A 19,301-nucleotide genomic window follows, 5' to 3' on the forward strand; every position below is an offset into this window, starting at 1 on the left:
TTGGCCAAGTGACGCAATTCGCCCGAGATCCAACGCAATTCACTCTTTTTACAGAATTTCTTAACCAAATTATCAATCATAAGTAAGAAAGTGGCAGGACTTTTATCACTTCTATCGAAGTTTATAGGCGTGACTCAATTAAAACACTAAATGGAGTGGATAAAATGATAAAAAAAGAGCGGAGCATTCCGTTAAAGTTACAAAAAGTGGAGGCGCTGGCAAGGAGGCTTCCTGTATCTCATCCGAAAAGAGCGCTTATCGAGCAAGAATTGTATAATCGTCGCTCGGGATATCGAGGAGAGCAATCGATCAACTACTATTTAACCTTTTTACCAGAGAAAGAATATTACATCCTCCATAGTCTCCGGCTTCCGAATCACGTCGGAACGTTTTTTCAAATAGACACAATGCTTATTTCTCCATATTTCATTACTATCATCGAAGTGAAAAATCACGGCGGCACTATCCGATTCGATGCTAAATTTAATCAATTAATCCAAACACATTCAAATGGTAATATGAAAGCATATGAAGATCCAATCTCTCAAGTCATGCGACATCAGTCTCAACTTAAAATCTGGCTACAAAATAATAAGTTTACTGGCATACCTATTCATCCACTGGTTGTTATCAGTAACCCCTCTACCATTATTGAAACGACTGGTAATTCGAATCACTTTAAGCAGATTATCCATCGCACTTACTTAACCTTTAAAATGAAAGAGTTAGAAAAACTTTATAAAGTAGAACGTTTTACCAAAAAAGAGATGACGAGACTTGCAAAGAAGCTGATCAAACAGCATGTACCAGAAAAGTATAATATATTACACCATTTTAACATCCGCCCAGAAGAAATATTAACTGGCGTACACTGTCCAAAATGTTCATTTCTGCCGATGACAAGATGTTACGGGAAATGGATATGTCCCTCTTGTAAATACTCCTCCAAAAAGGCTTATGAAGACTCCATTATGGATTACACTTTTTTACTTAGAACGACAATTACGAACAAACAATTTTGTGATTTTCTCGAAGTTACATCACGTACCGTAGCTACGAAATTATTACGATCTATGAACCTACCTCATTCAGGGAATACGAAAGGTAGGGTGTACTATCTAGAAATGCAATAAAGTAGGAAAGTGGTGCAATTAATCCTCAAAGTGACGCAATTACTGGCGAGTTGACGCAAATAATCTTCAAAGTGGTGCAAATAATATATAGTATGTTGTTTTGCTCCCGCTCCGCACCCCAAAATTCCGCACCCTCAACTAAAATTTAAGTGCTTACATTGGTAGGTGTATTTTACTACTATGAAGTAGAGAGATGTCAGTTGTGGGGGATGAGGTGGTAGCGATATGAAGGAACAGGTGGAACTAGAAAAACGACCGCAACATCATGTGGTACAGGTAAGTAAGAAAGATAAGATGAAAAAAGTGATGAAAGATATTATCTCGCAAAAGCAATTGCAAGTGATGGCGATATTAGGGGTCGCGTGGATGATTGTGTTCAATTATATCCCTATGTATGGATTGATTATTGCGTTTAAGGAATATAGTGTGATTCGAACGATAGCGGAAGCGCCATGGGTTGGGCTCATGCATTTCCGGGAATTTGTTCAGGATGATAATTTTTGGATCGTGATTAAGAACACTTTAGGGATAAGTTTGATTAAATTAATCATTGGTTTCCCATTACCAATTATTTTCGCGCTACTTATGAATGAATTAACATCATTGAAATTTAAAAAGGCTGTTCAGACGATCACGTATTTACCGCATTTCTTATCATGGGTTGTTTTGGGCGGTATTTTAACGACGTGGTTAGCGGATGTTGGCATTATGAATGATATTTTAATAGGTTTAGGCATTTCTAATGAACGTTTGAACTTTTTAGCGGAACCCGATTACTTTTGGGGGATTGTGATTATCTCAGACATTTGGAAAGAGTTAGGTTGGTCGGCGATTATTTATTTAGCTGCGATTGCTGGTGTTTCAACTGAATTATATGAAGCCGCTACCATTGATGGAGCGAATAAGTTTCAACGGATGTGGCATGTCACATTACCAGCTATCAGACCGACGATTACGATCTTATTTATTTTAGCTGTCAGTGGTATTTTAAATACGAACTTTGATCAAATCCTAGTGTTGAAAAACGCGTTAAATGAGAGTGCTAGTAGTGTGATTGATATTTATGTGTACCAAGTAGGTATCCAAAACGCTAGATATTCTTATGCTACAGCGGTTGGATTGTTAAAATCAATTATTGCTTTCATTCTTTTATTATCGGCCAATAAAATAACGAAAAAACTAGATGGCACATCTTTGTTTTAAGGAGGCACATGCATGTTCAATCTGCTAAAACGGAACAGACGAACGACTAGTGAATATATTTTTGATAATCTGAACTTGTTCATTATGTTAGTGATCTGTTTTCTCACACTTTATCCGATTTGGTACGTCATCGTTAATTCTTTAAACGAAGGCATGGATGCCATGAAAGGCGGCATCTATTGGTGGCCAAGGGAATTTACACTTTCTAATTATAAGGCTGTTTTTGCAAACCAAGGTATTTTAACTTCCTTTGGGGTTACGATTGCCAAAACGGTGATTGGTACGCTTACCCATGTATTATTCACAGCAATGGTGGCTTACGCCTTGTCTCGTAGAGAATTGCGTGGAAGAAATATCTATATGTTCGTGGGCATCGTCACGATGTTCTTCAGCGGCGGATTGATTCCCTATTTCCTCTTGCTAAGAGACATCGGATTACTAGATAATTTTCTCGTCTATATCGTACCGGCGTTATTTAACTTCTTTCATTTAATCATATTTGTTTCTTTCTTCAGAGAAATACCGACTTCACTTGAAGAGGCAGCGAAAATGGATGGTGCGAGTGATATAAAGATATTCTTGAAAGTAATTATCCCATTATCGATGCCGGTTATTGCAACGATTGCATTATTCCAGGGAGTCTATCAGTGGAATGACTATTTTGCCGGCATTATATTTGTGAATGATCCAGAATTGCAACCGATACAAACGTATTTATATAAAGTTGTAGCGGAATCGAGTTCTAATCAAATGATGGTCAATGCACCAGGCGGGGTAGCAAATAAATCGGTGACCTCGCAATCTATTAAATTAGCAACCATGGTTGTCACTACATTACCAATCGTCCTTGTTTATCCATTCTTACAAAAGTATTTTGTAAAGGGCATGTTGATTGGTTCTGTAAAAGGTTAATAAATATAAAAAAAGAGAGGGGTTAGAAAATGAACAGAAAAAGTTTGTATCTCATGTTTGTCATCGCCATCATGGCGGTATTGATGGTAGCTTGTTCATCGAAAGGGGAAAAAGAAAAGGCATCTTCTAATGAAAAGCCACAAACAGAATTAACGGCAGATGATCCAGGTTGGAAAGAGGATACTTCCCCAATTACTTTTGACTGGTATGTAAATTTCTCTTGGTTTGCAAATAAGTGGGGAAATGATGCAACATCTAAATATATTACGGAAAAAACAGGAGTAACACTTAATTTGATTGCTCCAGCAGGTAATGAAGCAGAAAAAATGAATACGATGATCGCATCAGGTAAACTGCCTGACTTCGTTACATTGGGTTGGGGAGAAGATGCGGTAAAACAAATGATTGAAGGGGAGCTGGTTCTTCCCCTAAATGAGCTTGCTGACAAATATGATCCATACTTTTTCAAAGTGTCTGATCAAGGAAAACTAGAATGGTACAGACAGGAAAATGGGAATGTGTATGGTTATCCAAACGCATCTTCGTCTCCAGCTAATTTCGATAAATACAAAGATCAAAAGCCATCTAACCAAACGTTTTTAGTGAGAAAAGATATGTATGAAGCAATTGGTAGCCCAGATATGCGTACACCTGAAGGATTTTTAGGCGCATTAGAGGCAGCGCAAGAAAAATTCCCTGATGTAAATGGTGTTCCACTTATTCCGCTTGGATTACATGAATTTGGTGATACAGGCAACTATTCATTGGAAGGCTATTTACAAAACTTCTTAGCCATCCCAATGGAAAAAGACGGTGAATTATATGATCGCTCCACAGATCCTGAATATTTAAGATGGTTAAAAGTATTTAGACAAGCGAATGAAGATGGGCTGCTTGCTAAAGATGTCTTTATTGATAAGCGTCCACAAATGGAAGAGAAAATTGCGCAAGGTCGTTACTTCGCTATGCTTTATCAACGCAGTGACATGGCTGCACAGCAATTAGCACTATACCAAAATGACCCGGATTCCATCTATGTCGCAGTCGATGGGCCAAATAATGAGAACCTAGATACGCCAACTCTATCTGGTGACGGGCTATCTGGCTGGACGATTACATTAATTTCAAAAGACGTGAAAGACCCAGAAAGAGCGATTCGCTTCATGAGCTACCTTATAAGCGAAGAAGGACAAAAGGATATCTACCTAGGACCTGAAGGGGTCACATATGACAATATTGATGGAAAAGATCAATGGAAACCAGAAGTATTTGAATTACTAAATAGTGATAGAACAGCATTTGACCAAAAATATGGTGCATCCCATACCTTCTGGATGCTCATGGATACGGATATGCAGCTGCAATGGCAGCCACCTACGGAAGAGCCAATCAAACAATTGGAAGAATGGACAAAAGGAAAAACACATAGCTTTGCAGTCTTTGATGATATTAACCCGCAAGGTACGTCATCAGAAGGTGTCGCAAACAGTAAGATTGCACAAGAATGGGGTAAAACCTTACCGAAACTTGTCTTAGCAAAATCCGATAGTGAATTTGATAAAATTCATAAAGAATTCTTAGATAAACGGGAAAAGCTCGGACAAGAAAAAGTCCGTGAATATCAGCAAAAACGCTATGAAGAAAACAAAGAGAAAATTGATAAAGCGATGCAAGAGTAATTTTTAGTGGGGTCTGACCCCTAGCGCGTTAAAGTGTTAAAGGGGAAGTCTGCGGCCTGTATGGGGTTGTGGATTTCCTCTTTTAAAATTGTTGGGGTCTGACCCTCGAATATGTGGGATAATGAGATGGAAGGAGCGGGAGTTTGTACTCAGTAGGATGTGGTGGAAATGTTTATTAAAAAGATATATATGAGATTCAGTCAGCTATCATTGCAGAATAAATTAATCGTGTTATATATTACCTTGTTTATGATTCCAGTTATTATCATTGTTATTAATTATTCTAATATATTTTATAAAAACGCAATCAAGGATATAACGAGAAATAATGAGTACTTAATGGAAATGGAAAGAATTCATATTGATAAAAATATCGAGACGATGCGCGAATCCGCTCAGATCATTGCATCTGATTATGACATCATTGAATTCGTAAGTAATAAGAGAGAAAAAAGCATTGAGGAATTAATGGCATTTCAAACGAATCATATGAATAAGATGGTCAAAGTGCAGACAGTGAATCCGAGTATTGCCGATTTTAGATTTTTTATTGATCATCCTGCTTTAAATGAAATGTGGCCAATATTATTCCGTGAAAGTCGAATAAAGGAAACGCCTTGGTATGAACAAGTAATCCAGAGAAATGGAACTGAATTATGGTGGCTGAAGCAAGAGGATTATCATTTACTATCTAATATCAGAAAGGATAGTCCTAAAATCTCCTTATTAAGAAAAGTAAATGAACCATATACGGAGCATTTAGGTATTATCGAGATTTCCATGCTACAACAAAACTTTTTTCCGAAAATGTACAGCCCTATTCCAGATGGTTCATCTGAAATAATCGTCATAAATAATCAAAATAATATTTACAGAAATCCTGCCAATTCATTTTTAGATGATCAACAGTTCGTCCGTGCTGATTATGAGAAAATCCTCAGCCATTTAGATCATCAGGAGAAGACTGATAGTTTTCTTTTGACGAATCGAAAAATACCTTACTTAGTTGTTTCTTCCTATATTAAAGGGATTGAAGCCTATATGGTAAATATCATTTCCCTTGAGGATATTTATTCGGAAACGAGAAAAGCTCGAAATCTCACATTAGGTATGGCGTTCGTTTTTTTATTATTACTTTCTATCATAACGTATGTAATGATCTCGTTTTTGCTAAAAAGAATGTACAGATTAATAGATAATATGAAGCAAGTGGAGAAAGGTGATTTCTCTACAAAGATTGATATAGACGGACATGGTGAATTTGCCGTACTCGCATTTCACTTTCGAAACATGCTTAATAAAATTAATAAGTTAATTGCCGACGCAGTGTATAAACAAGCGGTGACAAAGGATACCGAGTTAAAGGCATTGAAAAATCAAATTGACTCTCACTTCCTATATAATACATTGGAAAATATTAAAATGATGGCAGAAATCGATGGTAAATATGAAATTTCCGATTCACTCACATCTCTAGGAGAAATGATGCGCTATAATATTAAATGGAAAAATGAGTTCGTCGTATTAAGTGAAGAAGTCAGTCATATTAATAATTATATCGACATAATGAATCTACGCTTGGACGAGCCTATTTTATTTCAAGTAGATATTCCAGAGGAACTATTGGAACAGGAAATTTTAAAATTATCACTGCAACCAATTGTTGAAAATGCCATCAAGTATGGGATAGAGCCTCATGGGGCAAACGGGCAAGGAATCATACATGTAAAAGTATATTTGGAGAATCAAATTGTTTATATTGAAGTGAAAGACAATGGAGTGGGGATGAGTAAGGAAAAGGTAGATTCTTTAAATGAAAACATTCAAAAGGCAACCAATAAAAATGAGCTCCAGTCGGAAACGGGACAAGGGATTGGTTTAAGGAATGTAAATGAACGAATTGCCATATTCTATGGGAAAGAATATGGCATCCATGTAATGAGTGAAAGGGAAGCGTTCACAACTGTTGTGATTAAACTACCTTATTTAGTCATAAGGGGGGCTAGAAAAAATGTATAAGCTATTAATTGTAGATGATGAGCGAAATATACGCTTAGGAATTCAGGCAATGATTACGAGAGAATATCCACATACATTTGAATTTCTATTAGCCAATAATGGGGTTAGCGCGCTTCAAATATTAAAAACAGAAGAAATTGATATGATGCTAACAGATATTAAAATGCCAGAAATGGATGGCATTCGTTTAGTACAAGCAATGCAAAAGCTGGAACACAAACCTGAAGTAATTATCATTAGTGGGTATGATGATTTTGAATATGCGAAAGAGGCCATTAAGTTTCAAGTAAAGGATTATTTATTAAAACCGATTAATCGAAAAGAACTCCATCAAACAATAGAAAGAGTGACCGCAGATCTTAAAGAGGTTCATCATAAGATGAATCAATTTGATGAGTATTTAGCCAATCAATTAAATTATATATTTATTCATCCCGTTATAAAAAAGGAAGAGATAGAGAAAATCTGTGTGAATGTGTTAGCGGATCATTATTCTGGAGGTTATTATGTAGGACTGCTCAAAGGAAAGGATGCAGAAAAAGTTACCCGTGTAAAAGCGATAGTGACTAAATATGCTAAGGAAGAAGTACTTTGTTTTGCTGATAAAGATGGAAACGTAGTTATCATTACATCAACATATACAATTTTTGAAGAAATCAGTTCTCATTCTCACGAAAATATTGGAGCAATTGCTGTAAGTGATAAGCAAGATCAATATAATAAATTAAAAATAGCATACGAACAATCTAGTTTCGCGCTAAAAAGTCACTTTTTATTTTCAGAGAAAACAATCATCTCTTATTCAGATGTAAAGCATGATAACGCTGCTGATCATAGCCTACCACTAGATAAATTGAAAAGAATCGCTAATATGATTGGTACGAATAGGGACCAAGAGATAAGGGCACATCTATTAGAAGTATTAAATCTAGGGGAAATATCGAAGCGTGGAATTAAGTATATGGAAGGGCTCCATGCGTCCATTCATAGAATTATTCTAGACTCTGCAATTGGTAGGCTCGGAGAAGAAGCGAATGAAATTGTGAGGCGACATGACAAAGTAGGGAATATGTATAACTATGCTAGTTTCATTGAATATTATTATGCTATTGAAGAGTTGGTCTTACTTTTACATGAGTATAATAAACAGTTGAAATCCATCTATTCAGAGCAGAAGAATATGGAGAGGGCCATTAGATATATACATGAGAATTACCATAAAGACTTAAACTTAGCCGTTGTTTCTAATTATGTATCACTTAATTATTCCTATTTTAGCCATATGTTCAAAGAATACACAGGACATAATTTCGTTGATTATATAAAAAAAGTCCGGGTAGACCAATCGAAAATTCTACTCGCAAGCCCAGACTTAAAGATATTCGAAATCAGCCATATGGTCGGCTATAAAAACCCAAAACAATTCACGAGGGTCTTTCGAGAGTTAGAAGGAGTATCGCCGAAGGAATTTAAAGGGGTCTGAGTATAAGAAAGAGGGGATCCACAGTCTACTGTGGATCCCCTCTTTCTTATACAACTAATCAAACATTTGATTAGCTTGTCTTCACTCAGCAATAAAGTATTCTTTTAAATATTCAAACCAAAGTTGATGGCCTTTTTCATTAGGTGCACTTGCTGGATCTAGCACAAAATCATATAACTCATCGTCATCTGTATCCGGCCAGACAGACCAGTGATCTAGGTAGACAAGGTCTTGCTCTTCAGCAAATTCCTTCAGTTCCTCTATTTGACCTGGATAAATAGTAGAAACAACTGGATGTGGCGGTTGCAAAATAATAACGGCATCCTCATTTTCCTTTTCTACCGTTGAGATAAAGGACATAATATTATCGTGATTATCTTCCGTTTCAATATTTCCATTGTCATTTAATGCAAAAGGTTCAAACAATACAAGATCAGGTTTAAACTTTGCTACCTCTTCATCGTAACCTTCTGCGATAAATTGATCAGATCTAACTGGATATTCGAAAATAGTTACTTCGAGATTATCTTCTCCATATGTATGCACTAACTTTTCCTTTAATAATTCAGACCAACCATTATCCTCTTGCCCAAGTGCTGCAGAACCGACAATCGCTAATTTATAAGCCCGTCCATCTTCGAGTGCTTTTGCAAAAGTCTCTTGTGCTTGTTTCGGCCAATTTTCTGTTAGCGAAAGTAAGGCTGGATCAGCAGGTTCCTTCTTTTCTTCTTTATTGTTCTTCTCGGTGTCCGAAACAACAGGTGCTTGCTTCTCGGTAGTTTCTACTGAATTATTCGTTTTATCTTTCCAGTATACATACCCACTAACTAGAAAGATTCCACAAACTATGACGGCTAAATACGTTAATGCCGTACGCATAAAATTCCCCCCCTGAACATGACTCATCTTAGTAAAATAGCAAAAAAATTGGAAAAACACCTTCCTTTTCCAAATGAAACGACATATAATTACTTCTAGTGCTCTTTTCCTACAAGAAAACCTATGTTACAATAATACATAAATTAATATGAGTCGTCCAGGGAGGATAACATGGAAGAAACAATCAGTTTGAAGGAGCTTATGCAGACATTGCGCAAGCGAATGAATTTAATTGTACTTATTACATTGGCAGCGGTAGTCATTAGTGGAGCTGTCAGTTTTTTTGTGCTGACTCCAATCTATCAATCTTCTACTCAGTTACTAGTAAATCAGGAGAAAAGTGATCAGCCAGTATATAATCCAGCCGAGATTCAAACCAATTTACAATTAATTAATACGTATAATGTCATTATGAAAAGTCCGGCTATTCTGGATAAAGTCATTGATGATCTTGGCTTAGATATGTCTGTAGGCCAGTTAAATGAAAAAATTACTGTACAAAGTGAAAAAGATTCACAAGTTGTGAATGTAACAGTTCAAGACCCAAGTCCAAACCAAGCAGCGGATATAGCGAATAAGATTGCCGAAGTATTCCAAGCGGAGATTGGAAACATTATGAATGTAAATAATGTTAGTATTCTAACAAAAGCAGAAGTGGGCGAAAATGCTTCACCTGTCAAACCCCAGCCAGTGTTGAATATCACAATTGCATTAGTTGTTGGCGTGATGGTAGGTGTTGGTGTAGCGTTCTTACTTGAATACTTAGATAACACAATTAAAACTGAGCAAGATATAGAAAAACTTCTTGAACTCCCAGTACTTGGAGCGATTGCTACGTTTGAGGATCAAGAAATTAGACGTTCAGCAAGAACGCCACAGAAGACGAGGGTAAGGAGTGAATCCGTTGGCTAAGAACAAACAAAATGCGATTCAGACAGGAAAGCGTAAGTTAATCACAAAATTAAATCCAAAGTCACCAGTTTCTGAACAATACCGGACAATTCGGACAAATATCCAATTCTCCGCGATTGATGAAGCAATCCGCACATTAATGGTTACTTCATCTGGTCCAGGAGAAGGTAAATCAACGACGACAGCTAACTTAGCAATTGTGTTTGCCCAGCAAGGTAAACGAGTATTGCTAGTTGATGCAGATATGAGAAAACCAACCGTTCATTATACTTTTGGAATGACGAATGCATCTGGCTTAACAAATGTATTAACTCGCCAAACAGCACTTTCAGAGGCAGTGAAGTCTACAGATATGCAAACTTTAGATGTACTAACGTCAGGACCAATTCCGCCGAACCCATCAGAATTATTAAACTCTCGTGGAATGCAGGACTTTTTGAAAACGGCAAAAGAAGAGTATGATATGGTCATCTTTGATACACCTCCAGTGCTTGCTGTGACAGATGCGCAAATATTAGCCAACCAATGTAATGGTACCATTATAGTTGTTTCAAGTGGGAAAGCAGAAGTGGAAAATGTTCAAAAGACGAAGGAACTACTGCATGCGACACAGGCTAAAATACTTGGTGTGGTGCTGAATAATAAAAAAATGGGGAAAAACGATAACTATTATTATTATGGAACAGAGTAATAGTTTCCTAGTGTTTTCTATTGCTGGAAAAATAGTTGTATAGTACTATTGCTCTTGTTGTTGTGGAGCGGTTACGATAATAAAAAAGGAGGTTTTGTAAATGATTGATATTCATTGTCATATATTGCCCGGTATTGATGACGGATCGGATAATTTTACTGAGAGTTTGCTTATGGCGAGACAGGCGGAGAAAGAAGGGATTTCAACAATCATTGCAACACCTCATCACCAAAATGGCAGGTATAATAATTATAAAGCGGATATTATAGAAAAGACAGCTGAATTAAATGAGTATTTGCAAACTGAGAATATAAACGTCGAAATCTTACCAGGCCAAGAAACTCGCATTTACGGTGAGCTTCTGGAAGACTATGAAGCTGGTGAGATTTTGACATTAGCGAATATATCAAGCTATTTATTCATCGAATTGCCTTCCAATCATGTTCCGGGATATACAGAGCAGCTTTGCTTTGATACTCAAATGCAGGGGTTAACGCCAGTAATTGTCCATCCAGAGCGCAATTCAGAGCTAATTGAACATCCCGATAAGTTGTATAAACTTGTCAAAAACGGTGTGGCGACGCAGATTACTGCTGGAAGCTTTACTGGCTATTTCGGAAAGAAAATTCAAAAGTTTACATTTGATTTGATTGAATCGAACTTGACGCATTTTCTCGCCTCAGATGCACATAACACGACTAAGCGTTGCTTTAAAATGGAAGAAGCATATGAACTGCTTAAAAAGAAATACGGAACCGATTCCCTATATTATTTTATGGACAATGCGGAATTGATTACAGAAGGAAAAGATATAGATAGAGAAATTCCAACACCGATCAAAAGAAAGAAGATATTAGGAATCTTCTGATACACTCAACATGACGACACACTACATAGATGTGAAATAAATGTTTCGGTTATGTCTCCTACCCGTTATCATCGGAGGTACTCGGCTGTACTGTGGGTGGATGATTCTACCTTAGATGCATTTGTTATCAATAGTATGGCGTGAGGGTGGGTTAGATGCCTGTCATTTCAAAATATAAAACTAGATGTCTAATGAAAGTGCATAGTGAATGTGTGCGTTTTCTTTAGACATTTACTTTTTTTGAAGAAAAATCAAACTTAATAAAATCTATTTAGAAAAGAAGGGATATATGTTGACTTATCAAAAGCGTGTTCCGCTCTTGATGCTGCTTGATTCGATTATTGTAATGTTTTCTATCTATGTAGGATACTTCATATTGCATCCGTATTCGGATTTTTACACATCAAAATTATTGTTACTGAGTTCAATTATACTACTTATCAGTCACCATGTGTTTGCATTCATATACAGGTTATATCACAAGGCTTGGGAATACGCGAGTGTTGGAGAGTTATGGATGATTGCAAAGGCAATTACTTTCTCAATTCTTACAGCAGGTATAGCACAGGCAATTGGTGTTGGACATATCTACGTTAGGGTATTATTAATAACGTGGATGCTACATATGTTACTGATTGGCGGTTCAAGGTTCTCGTGGAGAATGTATCGGGATCGCTATATTAAGTCGAAAAATGTGAAAAGTAGAACGCTAATCGTTGGGGCCGGTTCAGCTGGTACGACAGTTGCTAGACAATTATTAGCTAATCATGATGTAGATTTACAACCAGTCTCTTTTGTAGACGATGATCCTAGAAAATATAAGCTTGAGATGTACGGTTTGACAGTGTGTGGAAATATCGATGACATTCCCGAAATTGTGAAAGAGCAAAAAATCAAAGATGTTATTATTGCAATTCCATCTCTACCCAAAAAAGAAGTAAGGCGTATTTATGAAATATGCGCACAAACAGAGGCTAATGTGAAGATTATGCCGATGATAGAAGACGTTATGACGGGTAAAGTATCTGTAAGTGCATTACGAAATGTCGAAGTAGAAGATTTACTCGGTCGTGAACCGGTAGAACTGGATATTAGCGCCATATCGGAGACAATTACAGGATCAACTGTAATGGTGACAGGTGCAGGGGGATCGATTGGTTCAGAAATTTGTCGGCAAATATGTAAATTTAATCCAAGCAGAATGGTACTCTTAGGTCACAGTGAATATAGTATTTATAATATCGATATGGAATTAAGACCAAAATACAAAGATAAAATTGAAATCATTCCAGTGATTGCTGATGTTCAGGATCGGAATCGAATGTTTGAAGTGATGGAAAAATACAAACCGGATGTTGTTTACCATGCAGCTGCACATAAGCATGTTCCTTTAATGGAAGGAAATCCAAGGGAAGCAGTTAAGAATAATATTTTTGGAACAAAAAATGTGGCGGAAGCGGCTGAGACTTTTAGTGTGAAATCTTTTGTTCTAGTATCTACAGATAAAGCTGTTAATCCTCCAAATGTGATGGGAGCAACAAAACGGGTAGCAGAAATGATTATTCAAAACTTGGCGAAGGAAAGTAATACGAAATTTGTTGCGGTGCGTTTTGGGAATGTGCTTGGGAGCCGTGGAAGTGTTATTCCGTTATTTAAGAAACAGATTGAAGCTGGGGGACCTGTTACTGTAACTCATGAGGATATGACGCGATATTTTATGACAATTCCAGAAGCATCGAGGCTCGTCATTCAAGCTGGAACACTTGCAAGAGGTGGAGAAGTTTTCGTGCTTGATATGGGTGAACCAGTGAAAATATCTGACTTGGCTAAAAACCTTATCACTCTGTCCGGATATACAATAGAAGAGATTGGAATTCAATACAGTGGTATCCGTCCAGGAGAGAAGATGTATGAGGAACTATTGAATGAGAATGAAGTGCAAAAAGAGCAAATATTTCCGAAGATTCATATTGGAAAGGCGCAGCCGATGGAAAGAGGCGAGTTGCATCAAATGATAGAAAAGCTAAATTCTATTGAACTAAAAGAGATGAAGGACCTGTTAATTAACTCAGCAAATAAGAAGAATTCAAAGGTTTTAGTTAGTAAAAGCAGCTAAGGAGTTCTTTGTAAGTCAAGATATGAAGTAATAAAAGGTACATTATACTAATAACTGATATAAGGAATGATAATTGATAAGGTCCTTAAAGAAGATGCTTGAAGAAATGTTGTTGATTGCCGGTGAAGTTACAGTTCTATATTTAGTAGTAAAGCAATTGCTTCTGAGAGGTATCGATGATAGCGCCTTTGATAAAGGCAAACGAAATATATAAGGTTATCTTGTAAAAAGGAGTAGTTCGATCAACTTAATAGAGTGAAGCGATAATCAAGAGGAAAGATTTAGGATATCCTTTAAAATACCTAAAGGGTTCAAACTATGGTATGGGGACGATTATTGGAAACGAGTATCTGTTTTTCTTTTATAATACTTATTCAAATTTAAATATTTTGCTCGCGAGAGTTAATAGAATAATTGAATGATGCAGAGAACGGTAGTGGGTTTATAACTAGTGTTAGAAAGAGATGAATCGTTAGAATTTTGGATTTATGATTCTAAAACAGTTGAATACCGTCGGTGTTAGGAAATGAACTTTGTTGAGAAGCAGAATAAGAAACTACCCTTCTAATAGATAATATAGGTTGACACACAATTACTTTGGACCACATATTCATTCTAATGTATAAGAGGGTATTTCTTAAGATTAGCGAATTAATTGTTAATTTAATTCTAAATACAGCAAAATAATAATTCACTAATAAATTGCTTAAGGAGTGTTAGTATATGTATATGAAAATCAAAAGATTAATTGATATAGTCTTAACTTTAGTAGGGTTGATTATATTATCACCTCTTTTTCTGGTATTGGTTATAGCTATTAAGTTAGAGTCAAAAGGGCCTGTATTATTTAAGCAAAAGAGGGTTGGTATTTATAAAAGACATTTTTATATTTTGAAATTTAGAACAATGCGTATTGATACACCTAAAGATACACCGACACACCTTTTAGAAAATCCAGATAAATATATTACTAAGATTGGTAAACTTTTAAGGAAAACTTCATTAGATGAGATACCACAAATATGGAATATTTTTATTGGTGAAATGAGTATTATTGGTCCAAGACCGGCATTATGGAATCAATATGATCTTATCGCAGAACGGGATAAATATAGAGCTAATGATATTCCACCAGGGCTTAGTGGGTGGGCACAAATTAATGGAAGGGACGAACTTCCAATTGAAATAAAAGCTAAGCTTGATGGGGAATACGTTGAAAATCTGAGTTTTTTGATGGATGTTAAGTGCTTTATAGGAACAATCGTTAGTGTTTTGAAAAGCGATGGAGTGGTTGAAGGTCCTGGGAAAGAGAAAGAGGTTGCTAGTCATAAGGAGTCAATTACAAGATGAAAAAAATACTAATCACGGGTGCTAGTAGCTACATTGGTACAAACTTTAAAAAGTGGTTAGCTAACTTTCCGAATCAATATTTAGTAGAGTCAATGAGTTTAAGGAACGATTCTTGGAAGGAAAAGGATTTTTCTTTATATCATACCGTTTTTCATGTTGCAGGAATAGCGCATATTAAAGAAACTAAAGAAAACGAAGATCTTTATTATAAGGTGAATCGTGATTTAGCATATGAAACTGCTAAAAAAGCAAAACATGATGGTGTTAAACATTTTATATTTGTAAGTTCGATGAGTGTTTATGGAATTGATAATGGTGTGATTAATAAAAATACAGATTTAACACCTAAAAGTAATTATGGAAAGTCTAAGTTACAAGCGGAAAATTTAATTTTAACGTTAGCTGAAAGAAATTTCAAAATTTCAATTTTGCGTCCACCTATGATTTATGGTAAGGGTTGTAAAGGAAATTACCCTAGATTAGCAAAGCTAGCTGTTAAAATACCGATTTTCCCCAAAGTTAAGAATAAGAGAAGTATGATTTATATTGGTAATTTATGTGAGTTTGTAAGGCTCTTAATTGATGACTGTAGTGAAGGTATATTTTTCCCCCAAAATAAAGAATACGTAAATACTAGTAAGATGGTGCAACTTATAGCTCAAAAACATAAAAAGGAAGTAAAACTTAGTAAGATATTTAACCTGTTATTGATTATTAAAAAGGTTTCCGTGGTAAATAAAGTGTTTGGTAACCTAGTATATTCAAAGGATATGTCAAAATATAACAGAGATTATCAAATTTACAGTTTTAATGAATCAATAGAAAAAACTGAGCTAAAGTTATAAAAAGGATGGGTATCATGAATGAAAAATTAATAAATAAAAATATTTGGATTTTCCACCATTATGCTACTCCTCCTACTATGAACGGGTTTATTAGGCCCTTCAACTTCGGATTAAATTTAAAAAATAGTGGTTATAAAGTAACAGTTTTTTCTGCATCCTACCTTCATTTTTCTGATATTAATTTAATTGAAGATGGAAGTTTGTTTACACTTAATAATGAAACTGAAATACCTTTTGTATTTGTAAATACACCGACTTCAGCGAATAAAGGAATCAAAAGAGTATTAAATATGCTTCAGTATTATAAGAATCTATTTAAGACTGTAAAAAAATACTCGAAAAACAGAGGAAAGCCAGATTTGATTATTGCTTCTTCACCACATCCATTAGCGATGGTCGCAGGGATAAAAATTGCAAAAAAGTATGGGGTCCCATGTATATGTGAGATACGAGATTTTTGGCCAGAAGTATTTTTTATGGGTGGAAGTCTCAAAGAAAAAAGTTTTTTGGGAAAACTACTACTTAAGGGAGAATATTGGATCTATAAGAAAGCAGACGCCCTAATTTTTTTAAAAGAAGGCGATACCGACTACTTAAAGGATCGAATGTGGACTAAAGAAAAAGGTGGGGATCTTGATTTAAAAAAATGTCATTACATCAATAATGGTGTTGATATCCAAGCTTTTAAGCAGGAGATTAATAATCAAGTTATAGAAGACCAAGACTTAATAAATAGCAAATTTAAGGTCGTTTATACGGGAGCAATACGTCCAGTTAACAATGTCGGAAATATTCTTGATGCAGCGAAGATATTGAAAGGGCATAATAATATTCAGTTTTTAATCTATGGAGACGGAAATCAATTAGAGATATTAAAAAAACGTGTTCATGATGAAGGGTTAAGAAATGTGAAATTTAAAGGATATGTTGATAAACAATATATACCCTATGTCCTAAGTAAATCGTCAGTTAATATATTAAATTATTCACAATCAAAATATAATTGGTCAAGAGGAAATAGCTCAAATAAGATGTTTGAATACATGGCATCTGGAAAGCCTATTATATCAACAGTTATTATGGGATATTGCCCACTAAAAAAATATAATTGCGGTATCTCAGTAGAAACCGATAAACCGGAAGATCTAGCTAAAGCGATCATGCAAATTTATGACATGCCAAAAGAATCGTATATTCAGATGAGTGAAAATGCAAAGCTTGGTGCGGAAGATTTTGATTACAAAAAGTTAACCAAAAAACTGATTACTGTAATGGAGAATGTAATTTCATGAAAAAAATAATAAAGTCATTATTAACTGAATATGGAATAAACTGGACAATCAACCGTGCGTTATACTCTACAAAAATAAAAATGATGTCACTAATGCCTTTATCCGATATTGTTTTTGAAAAGAATGTGAATATCAAAAGAATTAATATATTCGATTTTGATGTTACAAAGATCAAAAAGTTTCTAAGGGGACTATCGGAAGAGAAAAAGGAGGAGATAGTTTCAATCGCAGATAAAGCAATTGCCGGTATTATTTGTGGCTTTTCTTCAATTGAATTAGATTATGGAGCCCCGATTAATTGGCATTTAAATCCGATGACAGGTGTGGAGAGTAGAAAAGATATTAAGTGGTATCAAATACCCGATTTTGATGATGAACGAGGAGATATAAAAGTTGTTTGGGAAGCATCGCGATTAACTCATTTTTACTATTTTGTTAGAGCATATTTATTAACTGATGATAAAAAATATTATGATGCATTTTCTAGTCAACTCGAAAATTGGTTGAAGAACAACCCATACCCATATGGGGCGAATTTTAAGTGTGGACAAGAATGTACCCTTCGGATGATAAATGCACTTATAGCCTATACTGTATTTGAAAAATGTGGTATTACAACTGATGATGATAAAAATAATGTTATTAGACTAGTAGAATTATGTTATAAGAAGGTTTTATCAAACTTTTTCTATGCTCATAAGTGTATTAAAAATAATCATACGTTTTCTGAGATATGTGGTTTAATTGTGGGGGCTTGGTGTTGTGATGATATGCCAGGGGTTAAAAAGGCATATAAACTTCTTGATAAGGAAATAATAAATCAGTTTCAAGCAGATGGTGGTTTTACACAATACTCATTTAATTATCATAGATTTACGTTACAGATTATTGAGTGTGTTTTTAAAATAAGCGAGAAAACCAAGCTAAAAGTCACTGAAATCGAGCGAATAAAAAATAGTGTGCTTTTATTATATCAAGTTCAAAATGATAATGGTGATGTACCAAACTATGGTTCAAATGATGGTGCACTTATTTTTCCCGTAACTTCATGTAGTTATCGGGATTTTCGTCCAGTTTTGAATACAGTATATGCATTGATTGAAGGTAAAAGGCTTTATGAGTCAGGAGTGTATGATGAAGAATTATTATGGTTTGGAGAAGGGAAAGTTCTTTCACGGGAAAGTGTAGAAAGAAAACCATCAGCTTTTGATGACACCGGATTTTATACCCTTCGCCATGATGAGGGCTTTTTAATGACTTGCTTGCAAAATTATAATTCAAGACCAGCACATATGGACCAACTTCATTTTGATTTATGGCATAAAGGAATAAATGTTTTTTGTGATAATGGCACCTACTCGTATGCCAGTAGATTAGGAAAAATGCTATCTTCCACTGCTGCTCATAATACTGTGAAATTTCAAGAGATCGAGCAAATGAATAAAAATGGTGCATTTTTGGTAACTGATTGGACTAAACGTAAAAATGTAATCATTGATAATTCAAGTTTTAGAGGAACCATGATTTCAAAAAATGGTTATGAGCATACGAGGTTTATAAAACGAACTGATCAAGGTTATTTGATCAATGATGAAATAACTGGAGATGGAGATTACTGTGAATTTTATTTTCATACGCCTTGTGATGTGAAGATAGATAACTCGGGATTTAAACTGTATAAAAATGATCAATATATATGTAGTGTTGAAACCAGTGGAGTCATAGAGAATAAGAATGCATTTAGAAGTATATATTATCTCAAAAAAGATGAGATTAATTGTGTAACAATAAAAGGTTTTTTAGTGGAAAAGAAATGCATTATGGAATTTAATGTGATTTTCAGTAGTGACTAAACATAAACGAAATATAAGTATGAATATAAATAATTAAGTTTGTTGAAGAGCAGATATCTTTTAATA

The 19,301-nt window shown here is 35.2% G+C and carries 15 protein-coding genes; 14 read left to right on the forward strand and 1 reads right to left on the reverse strand.

The genetic code is table 11. The features are described 5' to 3' along the window. The first annotated feature begins 164 nt into the window (after positions 1–164). The 6 genes from BLE01S_RS15305 (at position 165) to BLE01S_RS15330 (ending at position 8,429) form a co-directional block, all read left to right on the forward strand. Positions 165–1,133 carry a nuclease-related domain-containing protein gene (locus BLE01S_RS15305; RefSeq protein ID WP_066144245.1) on the forward strand — a complete coding sequence of 323 codons (969 nt, stop codon included), beginning with the start codon at positions 165–167 and terminating at the stop codon, positions 1,131–1,133. A gap of 294 nt (positions 1,134–1,427) precedes the next feature. Continuing rightward, positions 1,428–2,336, forward strand: coding sequence for an ABC transporter permease (locus tag BLE01S_RS15310; RefSeq protein WP_066144528.1), 909 nt, complete (start codon positions 1,428–1,430; stop codon positions 2,334–2,336). A gap of 12 nt (positions 2,337–2,348) precedes the next feature. Continuing rightward, positions 2,349–3,248: a carbohydrate ABC transporter permease gene (locus BLE01S_RS15315; protein ID WP_174521739.1), complete on the forward strand. Its 900-nt coding sequence runs from the start codon at positions 2,349–2,351 to the stop codon at positions 3,246–3,248. 29 nt (positions 3,249–3,277) lie between these two features. Next, on the forward strand, positions 3,278–4,927 hold the full coding sequence (locus BLE01S_RS15320) for an extracellular solute-binding protein (RefSeq protein ID WP_066144248.1): 1,650 nt from the start codon (positions 3,278–3,280) through the stop codon (positions 4,925–4,927). Between the two features lie 168 nt (positions 4,928–5,095). Next, positions 5,096–6,946 (forward strand): sensor histidine kinase, encoded by a 1,851-nt coding sequence (locus BLE01S_RS15325; RefSeq protein ID WP_066144250.1) that lies wholly within the window; start codon positions 5,096–5,098, stop codon positions 6,944–6,946. Then, positions 6,939–8,429, forward strand: a complete 1,491-nt coding sequence (locus BLE01S_RS15330) for a response regulator (protein WP_066144253.1) — start codon at positions 6,939–6,941, stop codon at positions 8,427–8,429. The genes BLE01S_RS15325 and BLE01S_RS15330 overlap by 8 nt, the downstream gene beginning before the upstream one ends. Positions 8,430–8,510: 81 nt before the next feature. Here the strand turns inward: BLE01S_RS15330 and BLE01S_RS15335 are convergent, their stop codons facing one another. Then, entirely contained in the window at positions 8,511–9,308 is a 798-nt protein-coding gene (locus BLE01S_RS15335; protein WP_066144255.1) for an SGNH/GDSL hydrolase family protein, read from the reverse strand. 171 nt (positions 9,309–9,479) lie between these two features. Here BLE01S_RS15335 and BLE01S_RS15340 point away from each other — a divergent pair, with 171 nt between their 5' ends. The 8 genes from BLE01S_RS15340 (at position 9,480) to BLE01S_RS15375 (ending at position 19,235) form a co-directional block, all read left to right on the forward strand. Then, entirely contained in the window at positions 9,480–10,220 is a 741-nt protein-coding gene (locus BLE01S_RS15340) for a YveK family protein (protein ID WP_066144258.1), read from the forward strand. After that, a complete protein-coding gene (locus tag BLE01S_RS15345) occupies positions 10,213–10,911 on the forward strand; it encodes a CpsD/CapB family tyrosine-protein kinase (RefSeq protein ID WP_066144261.1) in 699 nt (232 codons plus the stop codon). The genes BLE01S_RS15340 and BLE01S_RS15345 overlap by 8 nt, the downstream gene beginning before the upstream one ends. Positions 10,912–11,011: 100 nt before the next feature. Further along, positions 11,012–11,779 (forward strand): tyrosine-protein phosphatase, encoded by a 768-nt coding sequence (locus tag BLE01S_RS15350; protein WP_066144264.1) that lies wholly within the window; start codon positions 11,012–11,014, stop codon positions 11,777–11,779. Between the two features lie 292 nt (positions 11,780–12,071). Further along, positions 12,072–13,895, forward strand: coding sequence for a polysaccharide biosynthesis protein (locus BLE01S_RS15355; protein ID WP_066144532.1), 1,824 nt, complete (start codon positions 12,072–12,074; stop codon positions 13,893–13,895). A 723-nt stretch (positions 13,896–14,618) separates the two neighbouring features. Then, a complete protein-coding gene (locus BLE01S_RS15360) occupies positions 14,619–15,245 on the forward strand; it encodes a sugar transferase (protein ID WP_066144267.1) in 627 nt (208 codons plus the stop codon). Then, on the forward strand, positions 15,242–16,090 hold the full coding sequence (locus BLE01S_RS15365; RefSeq protein WP_066144270.1) for an NAD-dependent epimerase/dehydratase family protein: 849 nt from the start codon (positions 15,242–15,244) through the stop codon (positions 16,088–16,090). The genes BLE01S_RS15360 and BLE01S_RS15365 overlap by 4 nt, the downstream gene beginning before the upstream one ends. Positions 16,091–16,104: 14 nt before the next feature. Beyond that, positions 16,105–17,382 carry a glycosyltransferase family 4 protein gene (locus tag BLE01S_RS15370; protein ID WP_231955857.1) on the forward strand — a complete coding sequence of 426 codons (1,278 nt, stop codon included), beginning with the start codon at positions 16,105–16,107 and terminating at the stop codon, positions 17,380–17,382. After that, a complete protein-coding gene (locus tag BLE01S_RS15375; RefSeq protein ID WP_066144273.1) occupies positions 17,379–19,235 on the forward strand; it encodes a heparinase II/III domain-containing protein in 1,857 nt (618 codons plus the stop codon). The genes BLE01S_RS15370 and BLE01S_RS15375 overlap by 4 nt, the downstream gene beginning before the upstream one ends. The last annotated feature ends 66 nt before the right edge of the window (positions 19,236–19,301 follow it).

Source organism: Lederbergia lenta NBRC 16444, assembly GCF_001591545.1.
Classification (GTDB): Bacteria; Bacillota; Bacilli; order Bacillales; family Bacillaceae_C; genus Lederbergia; species Lederbergia lenta.